The sequence below is a fragment of the Streptomyces sp. NPDC048254 genome (assembly GCF_043201895.1).
Lineage (GTDB): Bacteria > Actinomycetota > Actinomycetes > Streptomycetales > Streptomycetaceae > Streptomyces.
The window spans coordinates 315547-337400 of sequence record NZ_JBICZJ010000007.1; the positions used below are offsets into that span (position 1 = coordinate 315547).

General features: G+C 71.1%; 19 protein-coding genes and 1 tRNA gene. 15 read left to right on the plus strand and 5 right to left on the minus strand.

Translation table 11 applies throughout. The features are described from left to right. The first annotated feature begins 2 nt into the window (after positions 1-2). The 4 genes from ACGFZQ_RS21885 to ACGFZQ_RS21900 all read left to right on the plus strand — a co-directional run bounded on the left by ACGFZQ_RS21885 (position 3) and on the right by ACGFZQ_RS21900 (position 3976). Complete coding sequence (locus ACGFZQ_RS21885; RefSeq protein ID WP_393841703.1) at positions 3-2741, plus strand: Tat pathway signal sequence domain protein; 2739 nt, start codon at positions 3-5, stop codon at positions 2739-2741. A gap of 123 nt (positions 2742-2864) precedes the next feature. After that, the gene (locus ACGFZQ_RS21890) at positions 2865-3311 is read left to right on the plus strand and encodes an SRPBCC family protein (RefSeq protein ID WP_351735723.1); all 447 of its coding nucleotides are present in this window, start codon (positions 2865-2867) and stop codon (positions 3309-3311) included. A 39-nt stretch (positions 3312-3350) separates the two neighbouring features. After that, positions 3351-3425: transfer RNA gene (locus ACGFZQ_RS21895), tRNA-Val, on the plus strand. A 146-nt stretch (positions 3426-3571) separates the two neighbouring features. After that, positions 3572-3976: a nuclear transport factor 2 family protein gene (locus ACGFZQ_RS21900; protein ID WP_393841704.1), complete on the plus strand. Its 405-nt coding sequence runs from the start codon at positions 3572-3574 to the stop codon at positions 3974-3976. Between the two features lie 20 nt (positions 3977-3996). Here ACGFZQ_RS21900 and ACGFZQ_RS21905 read toward each other — a convergent pair whose 3' ends face one another. Continuing rightward, entirely contained in the window at positions 3997-5013 is a 1017-nt protein-coding gene (locus ACGFZQ_RS21905) for a GlxA family transcriptional regulator (protein ID WP_393841705.1), read from the minus strand. Positions 5014-5253: 240 nt separating this feature from the next. Between ACGFZQ_RS21905 and ACGFZQ_RS21910 the strand changes: the two genes are divergently transcribed. The 3 genes from ACGFZQ_RS21910 to ACGFZQ_RS21920 all read left to right on the plus strand — a co-directional run bounded on the left by ACGFZQ_RS21910 (position 5254) and on the right by ACGFZQ_RS21920 (position 7506). Beyond that, positions 5254-6381, plus strand: coding sequence for a TDT family transporter (locus ACGFZQ_RS21910; RefSeq protein WP_393841706.1), 1128 nt, complete (start codon positions 5254-5256; stop codon positions 6379-6381). 190 nt (positions 6382-6571) lie between these two features. Continuing rightward, on the plus strand, positions 6572-6952 hold the full coding sequence (locus tag ACGFZQ_RS21915; protein ID WP_393841707.1) for a MarR family winged helix-turn-helix transcriptional regulator: 381 nt from the start codon (positions 6572-6574) through the stop codon (positions 6950-6952). 137 nt (positions 6953-7089) lie between these two features. Beyond that, positions 7090-7506, plus strand: a complete 417-nt coding sequence (locus ACGFZQ_RS21920) for an ester cyclase (RefSeq protein ID WP_393841708.1) — start codon at positions 7090-7092, stop codon at positions 7504-7506. 318 nt (positions 7507-7824) lie between these two features. On the opposite strand, the gene ACGFZQ_RS21925 is transcribed toward ACGFZQ_RS21920, so the two are convergent. Continuing rightward, on the minus strand, positions 7825-8550 hold the full coding sequence (locus tag ACGFZQ_RS21925) for a 3'-5' exonuclease (protein ID WP_351735711.1): 726 nt from the start codon (positions 8548-8550) through the stop codon (positions 7825-7827). A gap of 169 nt (positions 8551-8719) precedes the next feature. Here ACGFZQ_RS21925 and ACGFZQ_RS21930 point away from each other — a divergent pair, with 169 nt between their 5' ends. The 3 genes from ACGFZQ_RS21930 (at position 8720) to thrS (ending at position 12605) form a co-directional block, all read left to right on the plus strand. After that, positions 8720-9286 carry a DUF4365 domain-containing protein gene (locus tag ACGFZQ_RS21930; protein WP_351707290.1) on the plus strand — a complete coding sequence of 189 codons (567 nt, stop codon included), beginning with the start codon at positions 8720-8722 and terminating at the stop codon, positions 9284-9286. After that, the gene (locus ACGFZQ_RS21935) at positions 9283-10518 is read left to right on the plus strand and encodes a hypothetical protein (protein WP_393841709.1); all 1236 of its coding nucleotides are present in this window, start codon (positions 9283-9285) and stop codon (positions 10516-10518) included. The genes ACGFZQ_RS21930 and ACGFZQ_RS21935 overlap by 4 nt, the downstream gene beginning before the upstream one ends. A 110-nt stretch (positions 10519-10628) precedes the next feature. Continuing rightward, complete coding sequence (gene thrS / locus ACGFZQ_RS21940) at positions 10629-12605, plus strand: threonine--tRNA ligase (RefSeq protein ID WP_393841710.1); 1977 nt, start codon at positions 10629-10631, stop codon at positions 12603-12605. Between the two features lie 27 nt (positions 12606-12632). On the opposite strand, the gene ACGFZQ_RS21945 is transcribed toward thrS, so the two are convergent. Continuing rightward, the gene (locus ACGFZQ_RS21945) at positions 12633-13292 is read right to left on the minus strand and encodes a potassium channel family protein (RefSeq protein ID WP_393841711.1); all 660 of its coding nucleotides are present in this window, start codon (positions 13290-13292) and stop codon (positions 12633-12635) included. Positions 13293-13359: 67 nt separating this feature from the next. Between ACGFZQ_RS21945 and ACGFZQ_RS21950 the strand changes: the two genes are divergently transcribed. After that, entirely contained in the window at positions 13360-13923 is a 564-nt protein-coding gene (locus tag ACGFZQ_RS21950; RefSeq protein WP_351735703.1) for an HIT domain-containing protein, read from the plus strand. A gap of 52 nt (positions 13924-13975) precedes the next feature. Here ACGFZQ_RS21950 and ACGFZQ_RS21955 read toward each other — a convergent pair whose 3' ends face one another. Continuing rightward, complete coding sequence (locus ACGFZQ_RS21955) at positions 13976-15619, minus strand: hypothetical protein (protein WP_393841712.1); 1644 nt, start codon at positions 15617-15619, stop codon at positions 13976-13978. A gap of 210 nt (positions 15620-15829) precedes the next feature. Beyond that, entirely contained in the window at positions 15830-18028 is a 2199-nt protein-coding gene (locus ACGFZQ_RS21960) for an elongation factor G-like protein EF-G2 (protein ID WP_393841713.1), read from the minus strand. A 280-nt stretch (positions 18029-18308) separates the two neighbouring features. On the opposite strand from ACGFZQ_RS21960, the gene pgsA reads away from it, so the two are divergent. From pgsA to ACGFZQ_RS21980, 4 genes are all read left to right on the plus strand, one after another. Further along, entirely contained in the window at positions 18309-18986 is a 678-nt protein-coding gene (gene pgsA, locus ACGFZQ_RS21965; protein ID WP_351735697.1) for a phosphatidylinositol phosphate synthase, read from the plus strand. Beyond that, positions 18983-19891 (plus strand): phosphatidylinositol mannoside acyltransferase, encoded by a 909-nt coding sequence (locus ACGFZQ_RS21970; protein WP_351735695.1) that lies wholly within the window; start codon positions 18983-18985, stop codon positions 19889-19891. Before pgsA ends, ACGFZQ_RS21970 begins: the two co-directional genes overlap by 4 nt. Further along, on the plus strand, positions 19888-21096 hold the full coding sequence (locus ACGFZQ_RS21975; RefSeq protein ID WP_393841714.1) for a glycosyltransferase family 4 protein: 1209 nt from the start codon (positions 19888-19890) through the stop codon (positions 21094-21096). The genes ACGFZQ_RS21970 and ACGFZQ_RS21975 overlap by 4 nt, the downstream gene beginning before the upstream one ends. 146 nt (positions 21097-21242) lie before the next feature. Then, on the plus strand, positions 21243-21806 hold the full coding sequence (locus ACGFZQ_RS21980; protein ID WP_393841715.1) for a hypothetical protein: 564 nt from the start codon (positions 21243-21245) through the stop codon (positions 21804-21806). The last annotated feature ends 48 nt before the right edge of the window (positions 21807-21854 follow it).

Sequence of the window (21854 nt, forward strand, 5' to 3'; positions counted from 1 at the left end):
CCATGTCTCCCATCCCCCGCAGGTCCCTTCTCAAGGCGGCCGCCGTCGCCGGTGCCGCCGCCCAGTTCAGCTGGGCGCTGGGCGCCAAGGACGCGCAGGCCGCGCCCAGAGCCGAGGCCGCCGACGCGGACCCGGTGACCCTGGACTGGCTGGAGGACGGTGGTCTCGGCGCCGCGCCCGGTTCGACGGTCGGGGTGCCCTGGCCGATGGGCGCGTTCCAGGAGGACCAGGCCTTCGCGCTGACGGACGAGGACGGCAAGGACGTGCCCGTCCAGTCCTGGCCGATCGCCTACTGGCCGGACGGCTCCCTCAAGTGGACCGCCCACGCGGTGAGTTCGGGCAGCGGCACGCTCACGCTCGCGGCGGGCGACGCGGTGGCGCCCGACAGGAAGGTCACCGTCTCCACGGGCGGCGGGACCATCGACGTGTCCACCGGCGTGATCTCCGTGAAGATCGGCAAGAACGGCTCGACGCTCGTCAAGTCGGTCACCCGGGGCTCGACGGAGATCGCCAGGAACGGGCGGCTCGTCCTCATCCGCCAGCCCGAGATCGAGGACGAGGACCAGGGCGCGGTCAGGACCGAGCGCTTCGACGGCGCGATCGACGCCGTGACCGTCGAACAGGACGGGCCGGTCCGCGCGGTCGTCCGGATCGACGGCAAGCACCGCAAGGGCGGCCGGAGTTGGCTGCCGTTCTCGATCCGCCTCTACTTCTACGCGGGCGCCGACTCCTTCCGGATGGTCCACACGATCACCTACGACGGCACGCAGGAGCCGGGCAGGGCGAGCGGTGACTTCATCCGCGGGCTGGGCGTGCGTTTCAGCGTGCCGATGCGGGACGCGGCGTACGACCGGCACATCCGCATCGGCGGTGAGGGAACGGGCCTGCTGCGGGAGGCCGTCCAGGGCGTCACCGGACTGCGCCGCGACCCGGGCGCGGCCGTGCAGACGGCCCAGTACGCGGGGGAGAAGCTGCCCGACCCGTCCACCTGGGACCAGCGGGTGACGACACGGTTGCAGTACATCCCGCACTGGGGCGACTACACCCTCGCCCAGCTCTCCGCCGACGGTTTCACCCTGCGCAAGCGCACGAAGAAGGGGTACGGCTGGATCGCGGCCGGCGGCGGCAGGCGGGCCTCCGGGTTCGGTTACGTCGGCGGGGCGAGCGGCGGACTCTCCTTCGGGCTGCGGGACTTCTGGGAGAAGTTCCCGGCCCAACTGGACATCCGCGACGCCCACACCGACGAGGCCGAGGTCACCCTCTGGCTCTGGTCGCCGGAGGCCCAGCCGATGGACCTGCGCTTCTACCACGGCGGCATGGGGCAGGACACGTACGCCGAGCAGCTCCAGGGTCTTGAGATCACCTACGAGGACTACGAGCCGGAGTTCGGCACCCCCTACGGCATCGCCCGTACCTCCGAACTCCTCTTCTGGGCCAACGAGTCGACGCCGACGCCGCAGACGCTGGCCGACCAGGTCGACGCCGTCCGTGTACTGCCCCAGCTCACCGCCCCGCCCAGGCAGCTCATCAAGGCCAAGGTCTTCGGTCCCGGCCTCTACTCCGAGCCCGACCGCTCCACCGCCGCCAAGGCGAAGATCGAGGACCACCTCGACTTCCTCTTCACCTACTACAAGGACCAGGTGGAGCAACGCCGTTGGTACGGCTTCTGGGACTACGGCGACTTCATGCACAGCTACGACACCGTGCGCCACCAGTGGCGGTACGACGTCGGCGGGTACGCCTGGGACAACTCCGAGCTCTCGCCCGACCTGTGGCTCTGGTACGCGTACCTGAGAAGCGGGCGCGCGGACATCTTCCGGTTCGCGGAGGCGCTCACCCGGCACACCGGCGAGGTCGACGTCTACCACCTCGGCCAGTGGGCCGGCCTCGGCACCCGGCACGGCATCCAGCACTTCGCGGACAGCGCCAAGCAGCAGCGCATCTCCAACACCACCTACCGGCGCTTCTACTACTTCCTCACCGCCGACGAACGCGTCGGCGACCTCATGGCGGCCAACGTCGACTCCGACGAGACCTTCCTCGTCCTCGACCCGATCCGCAAGATCCGCACCGACCCCTACACCCCCGACCGGCACGCCCTCTCCGTCGGCTTCGGCACCGACTGGAGCGGTCTGGTGTCGGCCTGGCTGACCGAGTGGGAACGCAAGGGCCCCAAGTGGCAGAAGGCCAAGGCGCGCGTGCTGTCGACCATGGAGGGCATCGCCGCCCAGCCCAACGGATTCGTGCAGGGCAGCGGCCTGTACGACCTCGACACCGGCAAGTTCGCGACCGCCGCCACCCCGGTCGTCTCGGTGTCCCACCTCTCGGCGGTCTTCGGCCTCAACGAACTCTGCGCCGAACTCATCTACCTGACCGACATACCGGAGTTCAACGAGGTGTACTTCGACTACTGCCGCTACTTCAACGCCACCAAGGCCGAACAGGCGGCACGCTACGGCGCCAACTTCGGCACCCTGCTGCTCTTCCAGGGCCACTCCCGGCTCGACGCCTACGCCGCCGTGCAGACCGGCGACGAGACGCTCGCCAAGCGCGCGTGGACGAAGTTCTACAGCTCCGACGGCTATACGGAGTCCTCGCCGTGGAAGACCGAGCCGCTCTCCGGTCCGGTCACCCTGGTGGCGGGCGGCGAGGCGAGCTGGGTGTCCTCCAACGACACCGCGCTGTACGGGCTCGCGGCCATCGAGAACCTCGCCCTGCTGGGCGACAGGATGCCGTCGTAGCAGGTGAGAGGGGTGGAGCGCCGTCGCACGGGCGGCGGCGCTCGCACCCATGAGTGTGGTCCAGGTCACTTCGTACGGCATGAGTACGCGTACTCAGATCGCTCCGGTGGGCAGACTCCGCCCATGGACTGGACCCACTACCGCTTCCGCAGCCTGTGGCCGTTGCCCGCCGCGTGCGCCGCCGTCTATCAGGCCCTCGAGCGGGTCGAGGAGTACCCGCGCTGGTGGCCGCAGGTGCGTGCGGTCAGCCGGCTGAACGACACCACCGGCATCATCACCATCCGCTCGGTCCTGCCGTACGACATGACGTTCACCGCGCGCGAGACCCTGCGCGACCCGGGGGCCGGCGTGCTGGAGATCGCGATGAGCGGTGACATCGAGGGCTGGTCCCGCTGGACGATCACCGCCGACGGCACCGGCACCCTGGCCCGCTACGACCAGGTCGTCGACGTCAGCAAGCCGCTGCTGCGCCGACTGGCGGTCCCCGGGCGGCCGTTCTTCCGCGCCAACCACCGGCTGATGATGCGGGCGGGACGGCGCGGACTGCTCGGGCACCTGCAAGCGGTTTGAACGAAACCCGCCGGTCCCTGTATCGTTCACTGCGTTCCCGGGCGATTAGCTCAGTGGGAGAGCGCTTCGTTCACACCGAAGAGGTCACTGGTTCGAACCCAGTATCGCCCACCACCGGGAAGGCCGGTCCGCCTGTGTGGACCGGCCTTTTTGCGTGTGATCCGGCCGAATGGTGGATCTCGACGGCGCGCGCCCGCCAGCCCCTCGGCCGGCCGGGTTCGGGGGTGCCTAGGCTGTCACCGCCGCGGAAGGGTGGTGCCATGGAGGCGGAGTCCCGGATCAGGGCCGCGATCGAGGAGCATTGGCAGGCCTCGGAACGCGGGGACATCGAAGCCGAGCATGCCGTCTACGCCGAGGACGCGATCCTGGACTACCCGCAGTCGGGTGAGCGTTTCCGGGGGCGCGAGACGATCGCGGCGCAACGCGGCGGGCACCCGGCCGACCGCCACTTCACCGTCCGGCGGATCACCGGCCACGCGCAGGTATGGGTGAGCGAGTGCGTCATCACCTACGACGGTGTGCCCTCGTACTCGGTGAGCATCATGGAATTCGCCGACCAGCGTGTAGTGCATGAGACGCAGTACTTCGCCGGCCCGTTCGGCTCGCCGGCCCGGCGGGCCGCGCTCGCCGAGCCGATGCCGGGCCGGACCATCACGAGCGCCTGACAGCCGGCCGCGTGGGACGGTCAGGCGACCGGCGCACCGTCGTCCGCGGTGCCTGTGGCGTCCGTGGTGCGAAAGCGTGCCCGGTAGGTGCCCGGCGTGATCCCGAGGTTGCGCGTGAAGGCCCGGCGCAGCGACTCGGGTGACCCGAAACCGGTGCGCCGGGCCACCGTGGCCGTGGGGTCGTCGCTGCCTTCCAGCATCGCCTGGGCGGCTTCCATGCGGATCCGCTCGACGTAGCGGGCCGGGGTCGTGGTCATCTCGTCGTGGAACAGGCGTGTCATGTGACGGGGACTCACACCCGCCCGGCGCGCCATGGCCGCGAGGGTGTGATCGGCGGACGGGTCCTCGGCGACCGCGTCCAGGACCCGGCGCAGCATCTCCTGTCTCGCGCGCGGAGTGTGGGTGCGGACACTGAACTGCGACTGGCCTCCTGGCCGCTGCATGAACACGACCATGTCCTTGGCCACGGCCCGGGCGACGTCGGCGCCGAAGTGCTCCTCGACCAGGGCGAGCGACAGATCGATGCCCGAGCTGACGCCCGCCGACGTCATGATGTGGCCGTCGCGCACGAACAGTGCGTCGGCCGCCACGGTCACCCGCGGGTACCGCAGGGCGAGCTGGTCGGCGAAGCGCCAGTGCGTGGTCGCGGTGCGCCCGTCGAGCAGTCCGGCCGCCGCGAGCAGGAAGGCACCGGTGCAGATGGACGCGGTACGGCGGCTGCGCGCGTCGAGCGCCCGCACGGTGTCCAGGAGGACGTCGTCCTTGATCAGGGACGGCCACTCGGGGCCGCCGGGAACGACCAGCACGTCGCTGACGTCCTGCACCTGCGCGGCGGACAGCTCGACACTCAGGCCGGTACCGGCCTGAGTGACCACGTCGGCGCCGTCCGGGGACACCATGCGCACGCGGTAGCGGCCGCCGAAGTCGTTGGCCGACGAGAACACCTCGATCGGGCCGGTGACATCGAGCAGGCGTACGCCCGGGAAGACCAGCACGGTCACCAGCAGCGGCTTCCTGCCTGACGGCCTGTCCTTCATCGTGCGCCTCCTGGCCGGACGAACTCGGTCCAGGGTAGTCATGTCCTGGAGTGAGGGCGTCGTGGCACGTGCTGCGCTGTGGCGGGATCCGTGTCGCGCCATAGGTTCGACGACGCCAACGGGCCGACGGTCTCGCCGCGACCCGTGAGCTGCCGGGCGTGGGCCGACCGGTCGGCCGGCCACCGTCGCTCGTCCCGGGCGGTGACCAATCCGACACGAGAAGAGAAGGCGCTGCACGCCGTGTCATCCCACTCCAGTACCAGCCCAGCGATCCCGTCCCAGGGCACCCCGGTTCCGAGAGCCTCCGGACGTACCCGTGGCCGGCCGGGCGGGGCCCATGGCGCCGGGCGCGGGCGGCTCGGCCCCAGTTGGTTCGCGGCCGTCATGGGCACCGGGATCGTCGCCAGCGCGGCCGCCACGCTGCCGCGCACCTTCCCCGGGCTCGGGGTGGCGGCCACGGTGGTCTGGGCGGCGGCCGCGCTGCTGCTGATCGTGCTGGGCGCCGGGTATCTCGGGCAGCGGATGCTGCGCGTGCACGCCGGTGATCCGGTGCTGGCGCAGTTCTTCGGGGCGCCGCCGATGGCGCTGCTCACCGTCGGGGCCGGGACACTGCTGCTCGGCCGGCGGCTGATCGGGGAGCGGGCGGCGCTGGACGTGGACTGGGTGCTGTGGTCCGCCGGTACGGTGCTGGGTCTCGCCGCCGCCTGTGCGGTGCCGTATCTGATGGTCACGCGGCACCGTTTCACGCCGGACGCGGCGTTCGGCGGCTGGCTGCTGCCGGTGGTGCCGCCGCTGGTCTCCGCCGCGACGGGCGCGCTGCTCGTCCCGCGGGCGCCGGCCGGGCAGCCACGACTGGCCCTGCTGCTGGGCTGCTTCGCGATGCTCGGGCTCGGGCTGATGGCGGTCCTGCTGGTGCTGGCCATGGTGTACAGCCGTCTGGTGCATCATGACGCGCCCAGCGGTGCGACGGTGCCCACGGTGTGGATCGGTGTGGGGGCGCTGGACCAGGCGGTGACGGCGCTGGGTGCGCTGGCCACGGCGGCGCCGAGTGCGCTGCCCGCCCCGTACGCGCGCGGGATTGCGGTCGCGGCGCTCCTGGGCGGGACCGGGATATGGGGCTTCGCCACGCTGTGGCTGGTGCTCGCCACGGCGCTGACCGTGCGTGAGGTCCGGCGGGGGCTGCCCTTCGCAGCCACCTGGTGGTCCTTCATCTTCCCGCTCGGTGCCTGCGTCACCGGTACCAGCGCCCTCGCCGCCCGTACCGGCTCGCAGCTCTTCGTCTGGAGCGCCGTCGTCCTGTACGCGCTGCTCGTGGTCGCCTGGGCGGTGGTCGCCTGGCTCTCCCTGCGGCATGCCACCCGCCGGTGACACCAACTCGCCGCACGAGTGGAATGCGCGTTTCACGCATGTCCCGACGGGTGACGTGAGGGGTGTGCGAGGCCGGTGTCCTGATCCGAGGGCTTCGTGTCCGGCCGGGCCGCGATCGGTGTCGTACGGCACCTGGTTGTGATGGTCCGGCCGCGGGTTCGCGGCCGGAGGAACCGTATCCGGGAGCGACATGAGCGACAGTGATCCGTCGGACACCACCAGGAGGCGGCTGCCGACGATCCTGCTGACCCTGGGGCACCTGCACGGCGAGCTGCGGGCGCTGCACGGGCTGTCGCTCCACGGCTACCTCGTTCTCGGCGCCGTCGCCGAGGCCGAGGGCAGGCCCGTGCCCGTGGCCCGGCTGACGGCGTTCCTCCGGGAATCGGGCAGCCGGATGACCTCTCTCCTCAAGGGCCTGCAGGCGGCCGGACTCATCGAACGCAATCGACGTGACGGAGACCGCAGGACGGTCGAGGTCGCCCTGACCGACGCGGGACACGCCAGGTTCGCCGACGCCGAGAGGACCGCGCAGGCGCTGCTGCGCAGGCATCTCGGACCCGGGCCGTCGTGAGCAGGACCGGCGTCGCCGGAGGCCTGCCGGGTGGACATGCCGGGGGCGAGCCGCCGAGGTACGGTCGGGAGACGGCTTGGACGCGGACCCCTCGGCCGACGGACAGGCCGGTGCCCGAGACACGCCCGGGAGGGCCCATGGCTCAGCAAGCGAACATCGCCGCGCAGACCGCCTTCGGAGAGGCCGTCGTCTCCGGCAACCTTGACGCTCTCGACGCGATCGTCGCCCCCAACTCGGTCGACCATGATCCCGCCCCGGGACAGGGGCCGGGGCCCGAGGGGTACAAGGGCATGTTCGGAGAGTTGCGAGAGGCCTTTCCCGACCTGAACGTCCAGGTGGAGCATCTGCTGGCCACCGACGACGAGTTGGCCTTCGCCTACGTCATCACCGGGACGCATGGGGGGCCGCTCATGGGGCACCCGGCGACCGGCAGGAAGGTGAGTTACCGAGGCATGCAGATCAGCCGTTTCGACGGTGACGGCAAGCTCGTCGAACGCTGGGGCAGCAGTGACGAACTCGGCATGCTGCGGCAACTCGGCCTCGCCCCGACGTGAAGCGAAGCCGTGAAGCGAAGCCGTGAAGCGAAGCCGTGAAGTGAAGCCCTGAAGTGAAGCCCTGAAGTGGGGGGGGGGGGGGGGGGGGGGGCCCCCCCCCCCCCCCCCCCGCGGGGGGGGGCGCGGCGGGGGGGCCGCCGGAGGTGTCCCCCGCCGGGGGGGGGGGGGGGCCGGGCCCCCCGCCCCGCCGGCGCACCCGCGCCCCCCCCCGCCCTGCACCCCCCGCGTTCATCCCCGGCGTTACCCCCACGGGTTCAGTGCACCCGCCCTTTTCACCCCTTGTGGGGGGGGGGGGGGGGGGGGCGGCCCCCCCGCCACTCACGCTGCCGTCGGCAGTTCCGGCCGTAGCGGCCAGTACGTGTTCACCGTCTCCGGTGTGCCGCTGCGCGCGAACCAGGCCTGCAGCCCGCGCGCCTGCGCCGCGTGCCACGTCGTCTGCAACGTGTGCAGCTCGGCGGGGCTCAGGCGCTCCAGCCGGGCCGCGAACCGGCGGCCCAGCGCCCGTACCAGATCCAGTGAGGCCAGTGCGTCGGCGGCCGCGTCGTGCGCGCCCTCCAGGGTGACCTCGTAGTGCGCGCAGAGGTCGGTCAGGGTGCGGCGGCCCTTGCGGTAGCGGTCCAGATGCTTGTCCAGGACCCGCGGGTCGAGGACGAGCAGGGGGCTCGCCTCGAACCAGCGGTCCAGTGCGGACGCCCGGTGCCGCCGCAACTCGCGGTCCAGAAGCGTCAGATCGAACGGCGCGTTCATCACCACCAGCGGGCGGTGCATCGCCGCGTGCTCGGCCAGTTCCTCGGCTATCTCGTACATCACCGGCGCCGGCCAACGGCCGTTGCGCTGCAGGTGTTCGTCCGTCAGCCCGTGCACCGCCGTCGCCGCTTCCGGCACCGGCATGCCCGGGTTCACCAGCCAGCGGGTCACCCGGGGTCGGGTGCCCGGGGCGTCCTGGACGACGACCGCGGCGGACACGATGCGGTCGGTCTCCACGTCCACGCCCGTGGTCTCCGTGTCGAAGGCCGCCAAGGGCCCTTCGTACCAGCACGTCATGCCAATACAACTCCTCGTTCACCCACGGCAGCTGACGTTCCGTCTTCTGCCTGTTTGGTGATACCCGGGCCGTTTGCGGCGTACGCCGGAAGGACACAACAGGAGTGCGGGTCTTTGCAGTTCAGCGGCTCGCCACGGGGAAACTCTTTGGCTGGGAAGGCTATTGGTCATGGCGATAGCGCAGCCCGAGCGGGGCGGGCTGCTGCCCGAACGCACGGGCCCCCATCGCGGCACACTCGCCACCACCGCCTGCATGGAGACACTGCAGGTGGGTTATCTGCACGCCGTCGCCGCGGCGGCCGGCTGCTCGCTCTCGCAGCCGTTCCCGGACAACGGCATCGACTGGCACGTCAGCCATGGCTCGCCCGGGCACACCGTCGACGACGAGGTGACCATCAAGGTGCAGCTCAAGTGCACGTACCAGATCGCACCCAACCCGCCGGGACGTTTCTTCTCCTTCACGCTGGACAACGACCACCTGCGCAAGCTCGCCCGCACACCGGTGTCGGTGCACAAGATCCTCGTGGTGATGCTGGTTCCGCGCTCCCAGGACGACTGGCTGCGCGCCAGCCACGACCGGCTCGATCTGCGCCACTGCTGCTACTGGGTCAACCTGGCAGGGCACCCGATCACCGGCCGGAACCGGACCACCGTGCGGATTCCGACCGCGCGCATCTTCGACGACCGGGCGCTCTGCGAGATCATGACGCGGGTCGGGACGGGAGGACGACCATGAGGCACCGTCCGTACGAGGAGCAGCTGCGGGAAGTCCGGCCGCATCCGGTGGACCCCCACTGGAACCACCCTCCCGAGCCCGCCGAGGTCGACCCCGCGGTACTCGGCGCCCTGCTGCGCCGGCACGGCTGGCAGCGGCGCGGGGGAGCCCCGGGGCGCTACGGCCGCTGGACCCCACCGGGGCCGGGCAACACCGGCACCAGCCTGCTCGTACCAGAGAGCCGCGCCTTCCCGGACAGTGACGATCTGCTCGGGGAGGCGCTCACGGCTCTCGTGCGCAGCGGTACGCCCGCCGCGCGTGAGGTGCTGGTCGGGCTGGCGATGCCCAGCGACGAGATCCGCTGGTGGCGGGACGTACCGAGCGGGCCCGCGGACACCACGCCCTGGACGGTCGAGGAGCAGCTGCGTACCGCGGCCAGGGGGACCCTGCTGGCCGGCGCGCTCGCCACGCGCGCGCGTGCCGGTTACTACGGCGCCCGGCACAAGCGTGCGGCCGCCGCCATGCTGGAGTCCGTCCTGGTGGGCTCGGCGGAGGGCGGCCGCGGCCTGACCGCCTTCGTGCCCGTCGGCACCGGGCGGCCCCTCGCCGTACGCCTCCACCAGGCCCTGTACGCCGCCCGCGAGGCCATCGACTACCAGCGGGCCACCGGCGGCATGGACGCCTTCGACGGAGCCGTCGAGGCGGGCGTGAGCCGGGAACTGACCGACGCCCTGGTCACGCTCGTGCGCGGCACCGAAGGCGCCCGGATCTCCGTCGAGTGGGCCCCGAGTGCCGGGGTCCCCGACGACTGCGCGTCCACCGCCGAGCCCGTCGAGTTCTCGCCCGGCGACCTGCCCGTGCTGCGTGAGGCCGGCGCCCGCTTCCTGCGCGACGAACCCTCCGTACCGGTCCGGGTCACCGGCACCGTGGTCCGGATGCGCCGCTCGGAGCCGCGCGGCGAGGGCGCGGTACGCCTGCGGGTGATCGCCGGAGCCGAGGTGCCGTACGTCCGGGTCACCCTCGACGAGGAGGACTACCGGATCGCCGGGCAGGCCCACCTCGTGGGGCTCCCGGTGCGGGTGCACGGGCGGCTGGAGAGCCGGGGCGGGTTCCGGCGGCTGTCCGGCGCCTCCGGGGTCGTACCGGTGCAGGTGGACGAGGCGGAGCGGGACGGGCTGATGAAGTCGCTCCAGGAGGCCGCCAAGGAACTGGCCTTCTTCGAGGAGGCGTGCAGCGGGGACGACTGCGACTGACCGAGGACTGTGGGTGACCGTTTAGCGGTCGGTGGGGCCGGGTCGGTACGATCCGGTATTGCGCGCGCTCCTGGTATGGCGCCGCATCCACCTTCAGGCAGGAGAGACCGGTGTCAGACGTCCGTGTGATCATCCAACGCGATTCCGAGCGGGAAGAACGCGTGGTGACGACGGGCACTACGGCCGCCGAGCTCTTCGCCGGCGAGCGCTCGATCATCGCCGCGCGGGTGGGCGGCGAGCTCAGGGACCTCGCGTACGAGCTGAAGGACGGCGAGACCGTCGAGGGTGTCGAGATCTCCTCCGAGGACGGTCTGGGCATCCTGCGCCACTCCACCGCGCACGTCATGGCGCAGGCCGTGCAGGAGCTCTTCCCGGAGGCCAAGCTGGGCATCGGCCCGCCGGTCAAGGACGGCTTCTACTACGACTTCGACGTCGAGAAGCCCTTCCACCCCGATGACCTCAAGGCCATCGAGAAGAAGATGCAGGAGATCCAGAAGCGCGGGCAGAAGTTCTCCCGCCGCGTGGTGACCGACGAGGCCGCCCGCGAGGAGCTGGCGAACGAGCCGTACAAGCTGGAGCTGATCGGCCTCAAGGGCTCGGCGTCCAGCGACGACGGCGCGGACGTCGAGGTCGGCGCCGGCGAGCTGACGATCTACGACAACCTGGACGCCAAGACCGGCGAGCTGTGCTGGAAGGACCTCTGCCGCGGTCCCCACCTGCCGTCCACCCGTCTGATCCCGGCGTTCAAGCTGATGCGCAACGCGGCCGCCTACTGGCGCGGCAGCGAGAAGAACCCCATGCTCCAGCGCATCTACGGCACCGCCTGGCCGTCCAAGGACGAGCTGAAGGCGCACCTGGACTTCCTCGCCGAGGCCGAGAAGCGCGACCACCGCAAGCTGGGCAGCGAGCTGGACCTGTTCTCCATTCCGGAGCAGATCGGCTCCGGGCTGGCCGTCTTCCACCCCAAGGGCGGCATCATCCGCCGCGTGATGGAGGACTACTCGCGCCGCCGGCACGAGGAGGAGGGCTACGAGTTCGTCTACACCCCGCACGCCACGAAGGGGAAGCTCTTCGAGACGTCCGGGCACCTGGACTGGTACGCCGACGGCATGTACCCGCCCATGCAGCTCGACGAGGGCGTGGACTACTACCTCAAGCCCATGAACTGCCCGATGCACAACCTGATCTTCGACGCGCGCGGCCGCTCCTACCGTGAACTGCCGCTGCGGCTCTTCGAGTTCGGCACGGTGTATCGCTACGAGAAGTCCGGTGTCGTGCACGGCCTGACCCGGGCCCGCGGCTTCACGCAGGACGACGCGCACATCTACTGCACCAAGGAGCAGATGGCGGACGAGCTCGACAAGACGCTCACCTTCGTCCTGAACCTGCTGCGCGACTACGGCCTCACCGACTTCTACCTGGAGCTGTCCACCAAGGACCCGGAGAAGTTCGTCGGCTCCGACGACGTCTGGGAGGAGGCCACGGAGACGCTCCGCGCGGTCGCCGAGAAGCAGGGCCTGCCGCTCGTCCCCGACCCGGGCGGCGCCGCCTTCTACGGCCCGAAGATCTCCGTGCAGACCAAGGACGCCATCGGCCGCACCTGGCAGATGTCGACCGTGCAGCTCGACTTCAACCTGCCCGAGCGGTTCGACCTGGAGTACACCGCCGCCGACGGCTCCAAGCAGCGCCCGGTGATGATCCACCGCGCCCTGTTCGGCTCCATCGAGCGGTTCTTCGCGGTGCTCCTGGAGCACTACGCGGGCGCCTTCCCGGCATGGCTGGCGCCGGTCCAGGCGGTCGGCATCCCGATCGGCGACGGACACGTCGAGTACCTGCAGAAGTTCGCGGCCGAGGCCAAGAAGCAAGGCCTGCGGGTCGAGGTCGACGCGTCGTCGGACCGGATGCAGAAGAAGATCCGCAACGCCCAGAAGCAGAAGGTGCCCTTCATGGTCATCGCGGGCGACGAGGACATGACGGCCGGCTCGGTCTCCTTCCGCTACCGCGACGGCTCGCAGGAGAACGGCATCCCGTTCGACGAGGCCATCGCCAAGATCGCGCAGGTGGTCGAGGAGCGGGCCCAGGTCTGATCCGCCTCCGTCAGGGGCCCTCGGAGATCAGTTCTCCGGGGGCCTTCTCTCGTCCTCGCCCAGTGAGAACCGCTGCAGCATCCAGGACGAGAACGACCCCGTGACCGTGCCCAGCAGTGCCAGACCGCAGGCCATCAGCCCCGCGGCGATGAACCGCCCCAGGGTGGTCACCGGGACGTAGTCGCCGTAACCGACCGTGGAGAGGGTCGAGCAGGTCCACCAGAGGGAGTCGCCGAAGGTGCGGATGCTGGCGTTCGGGGCCGAGCGTTCGGCCTGGTAGACGGCGAGGGCGCCCGAGAAGCCCAGCAGTGAGATCGACAGCGTGGAGTAGAGCGCCACGCGCGCGTGCAACGAGAGCCGGGGTTCCCCGTGCCGGCGCTGGATCGACTCGTAGGTCCGCACGACCCGCACCGGCCGCAGCAGGGGCAGCACCAGGACGACCGTGTCCAGCCAGTGCCGCCGTACGAACCGCGGTCCCTCGCCGGTGAGCCGCCAGCGCACCGCGTAGTCGACGGCGAACATCGCCCAGGCCGTGTACATCAGCGAAAGGAAGAAGGCGTGCGCGGCCTTCGGCATCCCGGGCGCCAGCACATGCACCGCGTACGAGCCGAGGAAGACCAGCGACGCGATGCCCAGCGCCAGGTCGGTCCGCCGGTCCCAGCGGGTCAGGTGGCTGTCGTCGTCCATCCGCCCAGCTTCGCCGCCGGTCGGCTTCCCCTGGCCCCGGCGACACGCTGCGAACGGGCGAAGCCATATGCTGCCTAGCATGACGAGTGAGCCGGAGCAGCAGATCGGAGTGGGGACGCAGGACGCGTTCCAGCGCCTGTGGACGCCCCACCGGATGGCCTACATCCAGGGCGAGAACAAGCCGACCGGCCCGGGGGCCGACGACGGCTGTCCCTTCTGCTCGATTCCGGCCAAATCCGACGAGGACGGTCTGATCGTCCGGCGCGGCGAGCACGTCTACGCGGTGCTCAACCTCTACCCGTACAACGGCGGCCATCTGATGACGGTCCCGTACCGCCATGTCGCCGACTACACGGACCTGACCGGCCCGGAGACGGCCGAGCTGGCCGAGCTGACCAAGCAGGCGATGACGGCGCTGCGCACGGCGTCCGGTGCCCAGGGCTTCAACATCGGCATGAACCAGGGCGCGGTGGCCGGCGCGGGCATCGCCGCCCACCTGCACCAGCACATCGTCCCGCGCTGGGGCGGCGACACGAACTTCATGCCGGTGGTGGGCCACACGCGGGTGCTGCCGCAACTGCTGGCCGACACCCGCAAGATGCTGGCCGAGGCCTGGCCGGCGGCAGCGTGATCAGCCCGTCCGGCGTTTGAGGACGAGGCCGTTCGGCTCTGCCGCCGGAGGTTCACGCGTCGTACTTGTCCGCCTTCTTCGGTGACGCGTCCTGGACCGCTCCGCTGAGGTTCCCCGCCCGCGAGGTGAACTTGTCGATGTCGACGTCGTGCTCCTTGAGGACACTGAGCGCGGCCCGGTGCACGGCACGGAGTATCGGCGTGGCCGCGCGCAGCGCGTCGTCGGCCATGAAGCGGTGGTCCCAGGGCTGGTCGGCCCAGGCGTGCCGCAGACCGAACGGCTCGGGCAGTCCTATGGAACCGCCGAGCCACTTCAGCAGCGGCGGATACCAGCTGATCATCGCCCGCGCGGACAGCCGGACCACCTCGTCCGGGGTGACCAGGGGCAGCTTGACGGTCCGGGTCTCCCAGAACCGGACGGTCTTGGCGACCGTCTTGGTGGGCGCCTCGGGCTTGCCGCTGAAGAAGCCGTTGACCGGGCCGAGGGCGTGTCCGGTGACCTCGATCCGCAGGGTCTCCTTCAGCACGGTCACGGTCGCCATCATCGTGATGATCAGGTCGCCGTTCCACAGGTACGGCCACTGCACGCCCAGGTAGTGGCGGTCGCCCTTGTCGAAGTGGTTGTTGTTGCAGATGTCCTCGACGCTCTTGGGCCCCACCTTGTAGTCGGTGCCCTCGGGCCTGGACACCGCCTTGGCGCCCGCTCCGACATGGGTGACGATCCAGTGCCTGACCTGGGGTTCCGGGAAGCCGCCGGTCTTCAGGTGCTGCCGGTGCAGCACGCTCAGCTCCTTCTCGATCTCCCGGACGACCGTCCAGGCCCGGAACTCGTGGACGCCCTTGACCGGGTCTAGGGGGACCAGTTCCTCCGCGAGCACCCAGGAACCCCAGCGGGTGCCCATGCCGAGTATGCCCTTGGAGCCGGCGTAGAAGACCGAGTTGGACTGCTGCTCGGCGCTGAGCCGGGCCAGCGACTGGCGCAGCTGCTCGGCCGCGGCCTGGTCGGGGCTGGTCGGCACCGCCTCGGGGACCTTCGCGCCGACGCTGCCGCCGGAGAGCAGACCGTCCCAGGCCCCGCGCAGGTCCTTCGCGGTGGCCTCGCAGAGCCGCTTGGCCAGATACCAGCCGACGACGGGGAGCACGATGCAGCCGCGCGCGTACCAGCCCCAGAAGCCGGTCAGCGGCATCCGGATCAGGAAGATCACCGCGAGCACGCCGACGGCGGCCAGCAGGGCGCTGCCGAGTCCGGAGACCCGCTTGTTGCCGGCCTTCAGCATCGTCGCGCGGAGCTGGAAGACCAGCAGCCAGACCACCAGGCCGGGCAGGAACAGCACGCCGCACAGGAACATGATGGCGGTCAGGCGCTGGTCGCGTTCCTTGCGGATGCGGTTGGCGGCGAGGCAGTGCTCGACGACCACCTGGGGTTCGCTGCCGAAGGACTGGATGAGCGGTTTGCGGCCGACGCCCAGCATGCGGTCGATGACCGCCTGGGAGTACGCCTCACCGAAGTTGGGCCGGAAGATCTTCGCCCACTTGCGGCCCTCGTTGACCGTGGACTGGTGCCATTCGTTGTCGGCCTTCTTGATCTCCTCCATCGGCGTGTCCCGGTAGGCCGCCGATGCCAGGGCATAGGTCGGGGCCTGCGCCTCGCCGCCCGGCCTGGGCACCTGTGGCCCGAAGAAGTCCTCGAAGCTCATTCCCGCCCCCACTTGCCGCCGTCCCGCTTCTGCGGCCTTCCCGACTTCCGTACTCCGCACACCTGTTGATCAAGTACTCAGGGTATCCCCGGCCACCGACAACCGTCGGCGGACGGCCGAAGCCGTCCGCCGAACACTCTTGTCGTCGACCATGACGACTCGTCGACTGTGACGTCCGTGACGCGACGCCTATGACGACTATGACGCCAACTACGAAGCCTCCTTGACCTGTTCGCGAATCTTCGCGGCGATCTGCGGGGGCATCGGCTCGTGACGGGCGTACGAGCGGCTGAAACGCGCCGTGCCGTGCGAGAGGGAGCGCAGGTCGACCGCGTACCGGCCGATCTCGAACTCCGGCACCTCGGCCTTGATCAGCGTGCGCCCGCCGCTGGTCTGCTCGGTGCCCAGGACCCGGCCGCGCCGCCCGGACAGGTCGCTCATCACCGCGCCCACGTAGTCGTCGCCGACCAGCACGGACACCTCGGCCACCGGCTCGAGGAGATGGATCCGGGCATCCGCCGCGGCCTCCCGCAGCGCCAGCGCGCCCGCCGTCTGGAAGGCGGCGTCGGAGGAGTCCACCGAGTGCGCCTTGCCGTCGAGGAGGGTGACCCGCACGTCGACGAGCGGGTAGCCGGCCGCGACGCCCTTGGCGGCCTGGGCCCTGATGCCCTTCTCGACGGACGGGATGAACTGCCGGGGCACGGCGCCGCCGACCACCTTGTCGACGAACTCGATGCCGGAGCCGCCGGGCAGGGGTTCCACCTCGATCTCGCAGATCGCGAACTGCCCGTGCCCGCCGGACTGCTTGACGTGCCGGCCGCGTCCGGCGGACCGGCCGGCGAACGTCTCGCGCAGGGACACCCGGTGCGGTACGACGTCGACCTGGACGCCGTACCGGCTGCGCAGCCGCTCCAGGGCGACGTCCGCGTGTGCCTCGCCGAGGCACCACAGGACGACCTGGTGGGTGTTCTGGTTCTGTTCGAGCCGCATCGTCGGGTCCTCGGCGACCAGGCGGGACAGGCCCTGCGAGAGCTTGTCCTCGTCCGCCTTGCTGTGCGCCTGGATGGCGAGCGGCAGCAGCGGGTCGGGCATCTCCCACGGCTCCATGAGCAGCGGGTCGTCCCTGCCGGAGAGGGTGTCCCCGGTCTCCGCGCGGCCGAGCTTCGCCACGCACGCGAGGTCACCGGCGATGACATGGGTGACCGGGCGCTGCTGCTTGCCGAACGGCGTGGACAGGGCGCCGATCTTCTCGTCGACGTCATGGTCCTCGTGACCGCGGTCGGCGAGGCCGTGCCCGGAGACATGGACCGTCTCGTCGGGGCGCAGGGTGCCGGAGAAGACCCGGACCAGCGAGACCCGGCCGACGTACGGGTCGGAGGCCGTCTTCACCACCTCGGCGACCAGCGGACCGCCCGTGTCGCACGGCTTGATGTCGCGCGGCACGCCGTCGATGGTGGTGACCCCGGGCGTGGGGTGCTCGAACGGGGTCGGGAACCCCCGCGTGACCAGCTCCAGCAGCTCCACCGTGCCCAGCCCCTGGCGGGCGCCGTCGGCGGCCGGTGCGGCGGCCAGGACGGGGAAGAACGCCCCGCGCGCCACCGCCCGCTCCAGGTCCTCGATCAGCGTCTTGAGGTCGATCCGCTCGCCGCCCAGATAGCGGTCCATGAGCGTCTCGTCCTCGCTCTCCGAGATGATCCCCTCGATCAGCCGGTTGCGGGCCTCGTCGATGTCCGGCAGCCGGTCGGGCCCGGGCTCGGACTCCTTGCGCTCCCCGGAGGAGTAGTCGAACAGCTTCTGCGTGAGCAGCCCGACCAGACCGGTGACGGGCGCGTGCCCGTCCGGTCCCTGCGGGCCGTGCAGCGGCAGATACAGGGGGAGCACGGCGTCGGGGTCGTCGCCGCCGAACGCCTCGGCGCACACCCGGGTCATCTCCTCGAAGTCCGCGCGGGCGGCCTCCAGGTGCGTGACGACGATCGCCCGGGGCATCCCGACGGCCGCGCACTCCTCCCACACCATCCGGGTCGAGCCGTCCACCCCGTCCGAGGCCGAGACGACGAAAAGGGCCGCGTCCGCCGCGCGCAGACCGGCCCTCAGCTCACCGACGAAGTCGGCGTATCCCGGGGTGTCCAGGATATTGATCTTGATTCCGTCCCAGTCGACCGGTACCAGCGACAGCTGTACGGAGCGCTGCTGCCGGTGCTCGATGTCGTCGTAGTCCGAGACCGTGCCGCCGTCCTCCACCCGGCCCGCCCGGTTCACCGCTCCCGCGGTCAGCGCGAGAGCCTCCACCAGTGTGGTCTTGCCCGATCCGGAGTGGCCGACCAGTACCACATTCCGTACGGACGCGGGGTGGTCGGCCGCTGTAGCCCTGCCGGCGGCTCCGGGGTGTTCCTTGACCTTGTCGCCCATGGCCTTGCCTCCCGTGCACGGTGAGGTCTGTGTGGGCGCGGGCGAGCATGCCGGGCCGCGTGCGGCGGCGGCTTCGATGACGCCCGCGGTTATTCGAGCTTTCCACTCCCGTCACGGTGCGTCCATACGAAGGACGTGATCGTGCCCGCGAGCCCCTCCGCGCGCCGCCACCGGTCCCGTCTGCGAGTGCCCAGCCGTCGCACACACACGCGCGTGGCTACGATGGGCCAGCCGGGGTGGCCAGCAGGGGCCGCACGGCGCAACGACCGTCGGGAAGGCCATGCTGAACAAGTACGCGCGTGCATTTTTCACGCGTGTCCTCACACCGTTCGCCGCGTTTCTCATCCGCCGGGGTGTGAGCCCGGACACGGTCACGCTCCTCGGCACGGCCGGAGTCGTCGCGGGCGCGCTGGTCTTCTTCCCCCGGGGCGAGTTCTTCTGGGGCACGATCGTGATCACGCTGTTCGTGTTCTCGGACCTGGTGGACGGGAACATGGCCCGCCAGCTGGGCCGCACCAGCCGCTGGGGTGCCTTCCTGGACTCCACCCTGGACCGGGTCGCCGACGGCGCGATCTTCGGCGGCTTCGCCCTCTGGTACGCGGGCAACGGGAACGACAACGTCCTGTGTGCCGTCTCCATCTTCTGCCTGGCCAGCGGCCAGGTGGTGTCGTACACCAAGGCGCGCGGCGAGTCGATCGGGCTGCCGGTGGCCGTCAACGGTCTGGTCGAGCGCGCCGAGCGCCTGGTGATCTCGCTGGTGGCGGCCGGTCTCGCCGGCTTCCACAAGTTCGGTGTGCCGGGCATCCAGATCCTGCTCCCGATCGCCCTGTGGGTGGTTGCGGTGGGCAGCCTCGTCACGCTGGTCCAGCGGGTGGTCACGGTCCGCCGTGAGTCCGCCGAGGCGGAGGCGGCGGCCGAGCGGGAGAAGGCCTCCCACGGGAGCGAGGCGGCACAGTGACCGCCGCCGACCGGCTCACCGACGGTCTGTACGGGCTCGGCTGGAGCACCGTCAAGAAACTCCCCGAGCCGGTCGCAGTGCGCCTCGGCCGGACCGTCGCGGACCTCGCCTGGCGGCAGCGCGGCAAGGGCGTCCAGCGCCTGGAGTCGAACTACGCGCGCGTGCTGCCCGACGCCAGCCCGGAGCGGCTGCGCGAGCTGTCGCGCGCGGGCATGCGGTCGTACCTGCGCTACTGGATGGAGTCCTTCCGGCTGCCGGCCTGGAGCGAGGACCGGATCCGGTCCGGCTTCGACGTCAAGGACGTCCACCACCTCACCGACGGCCTCGCCTCCGGCAAGGGCGTGATCATCGCGCTGCCGCACCTGGCCAACTGGGACCTGGCCGGCGCCTGGGTCACCACCGAGCTGAAGACCCCGTTCACCACGGTCGCCGAGCGCCTCAGGCCGGAGACGCTCTACGACCGTTTCGTCGCCTACCGCGAGGGCCTCGGCATGGAGGTGCTGCCGCACAGCGGCGGCTCCGCCTTCGGCAACCTCGCCCGCAGGCTGCGCGACGGCGGCCTGATCTGCCTGGTCGCCGACCGCGACCTGTCCGCCTCCGGCGTCGAGGTCGACTTCTTCGGCGACACCGCGCGGATGCCCGCGGGACCGGCCCTCCTGGCCCAGCAGACCGGCGCGTACCTGCTCCCGGTGACCCTCTGGTACGACGACACTCCCGTCATGAAGGGCCGGGTGCACGCCCCGATCGCCGTCCCCGAGTCAGGTGACCGGGACTCGAAGACGTCTGTCATGACACAGGCGCTGGCCGATGCCTTCGCCACCGGGATCGCCGACCATCCGGAGGACTGGCACATGCTCCAGCGGCTGTGGCTCGCCGACCTCGACCCCGCGAAGGGACCGTCGTGAGGATCGGCATCGTCTGTCCGTACTCCTGGGACGTGCCCGGTGGCGTCCAGTTCCACATCCGTGACCTCGCCGAGTACTTCATCCGCCTGGGCCACGAGGTCTCCGTCCTTGCCCCCGCCGACGACGACACCCCTCTCCCGCCGTACGTCGTCTCGGCCGGCCGCGCGGTCCCGGTGCCGTACAACGGCTCGGTGGCACGCCTCAACTTCGGCTTCCTGTCCGCCGCGCGGGTGCGCCGCTGGCTGCACGACGGCGCGTTCGACGTGGTCCACATCCACGAGCCGACCTCGCCCTCCCTCGGCCTGCTGACCTGCTGGGCGGCGCAGGGCCCGATGGTCGCGACCTTCCACACCTCCAACCCGCGCTCCCGCGCGATGATCGCCGCGTACTCGATCCTCCAGGCCGCACTGGAGAAGATCAGCGCCCGGATCGCGGTCAGCGAGTACGCCCGCCGCACGCTGGTCGAGCACCTCGGCGGGGACGCGGTGGTCATCCCCAACGGCGTCGACGTCGACTTCTTCGCCAAGGCCGAGCCGCGCCCCGAGTGGCAATCAGAAGGCGCGCGAAGCTCGGTTGAGGGTGGTGGCGGGAGACGGGCGGGCGACACCATCGGCTTCATCGGCCGGATCGACGAGCCCCGCAAGGGCCTCCCGGTGCTGATGAAGGCCCTCCCCAAGATCCTCGCCGCCCGCCCGGAGACCAGGCTCCTGGTGGCCGGCCGCGGCGACGAGGAGGCCGCCGTCGAGTCCCTGCCCGCCGAGCTGCGCGCCCGCGTCGAGTTCCTCGGCATGATCAGCGACGAGGACAAGGCCCGCTTCCTGCGCAGCCTCGACCTGTACATCGCGCCCAACACGGGCGGCGAGAGCTTCGGCATCATCCTGGTCGAAGCCCTCTCGGCCGGGGCCCCCGTCCTCGCCTCCGACCTCGACGCCTTCGCCCAGGTCCTGGACCAGGGGGCGGCGGGCGAACTCTTCGCCAACGAGGACGCCGACGCACTGGCGGATGCCGCGCTACGCCTCCTGGCGGACCCGGAGCGCCGGGCCGCGCTGAGCGCACGCGGCAGCGTGCACGTACGCCGCTTCGACTGGTCGACCGTGGGCGCGGACATCCTGTCCGTCTACGAGACGGTGACGGCGGGCGCGGCCGCGGTGGCAGCGGACGAACGCCCGGGCCTGCGGGCACGGTTCGGACTGGCACGGGACTGAGGCTTCGGTCGGGGGTCGGGGAGGCGCGGGGTTGAGTTCCGCGGGTGTGGTTCGGCTTTGGCGTGGGCCGAGTTCCGCGGCGCGGTTCCGGTTGGTGTGGGGCTGAGTTCCGTGGGTGCGTCGGTGGGCCGCTAGCGTGTGCGCCCGTGACCGCAACCCTCATCTGGACGCTCTGGATCCTCGCCGCCCTTGTCGTGACCGGCCTCTATCTGAGCTGGACCGCGGGGCGGCTCGACCGGCTGCACGCGCGCATCGACGCCGCCCGCGCCGCCCTCGACGCCCAGCTGCTGCGGCGCGCCTCCGTCGCCCAGGAGCTGGCGACCTCCGGGGTGCTGGACCCGGCCGCCTCGATCGTGCTCTACGAGGCCGCGCACGCCGCCCGGCAGGCCGAGGAGGACCAGCGGGAGGTCGCCGAGAGCGACCTGAGCCAGGCCCTGCGCGCGGTCTTCGAGCACCCGCAGCAGGTCGAGGAGGTCCGCGCGGCCCCCGGCGGCGAGGCCGCGACGACCGAGCTGGCCGAGGCCGTACGCCGGGTGCCGATGGCCCGCCGCTTCCACAACGACGCCGTCGGCGGGGCCCGCCGACTGCGCGAGCACCGCAAGGTCCGCTGGTTCCGGCTGGCCGGACACGCCCCCTTCCCGATGGCCTTCGAGATGGACGACGAGCCGCCTGCCGCTCTGGTGGACCGGGGCACCGGACCGGCCGCCTGAGCTGCGGCGGGCCGACCCCGGCGGGCCAAAAGGATCCACCGGCTTGCC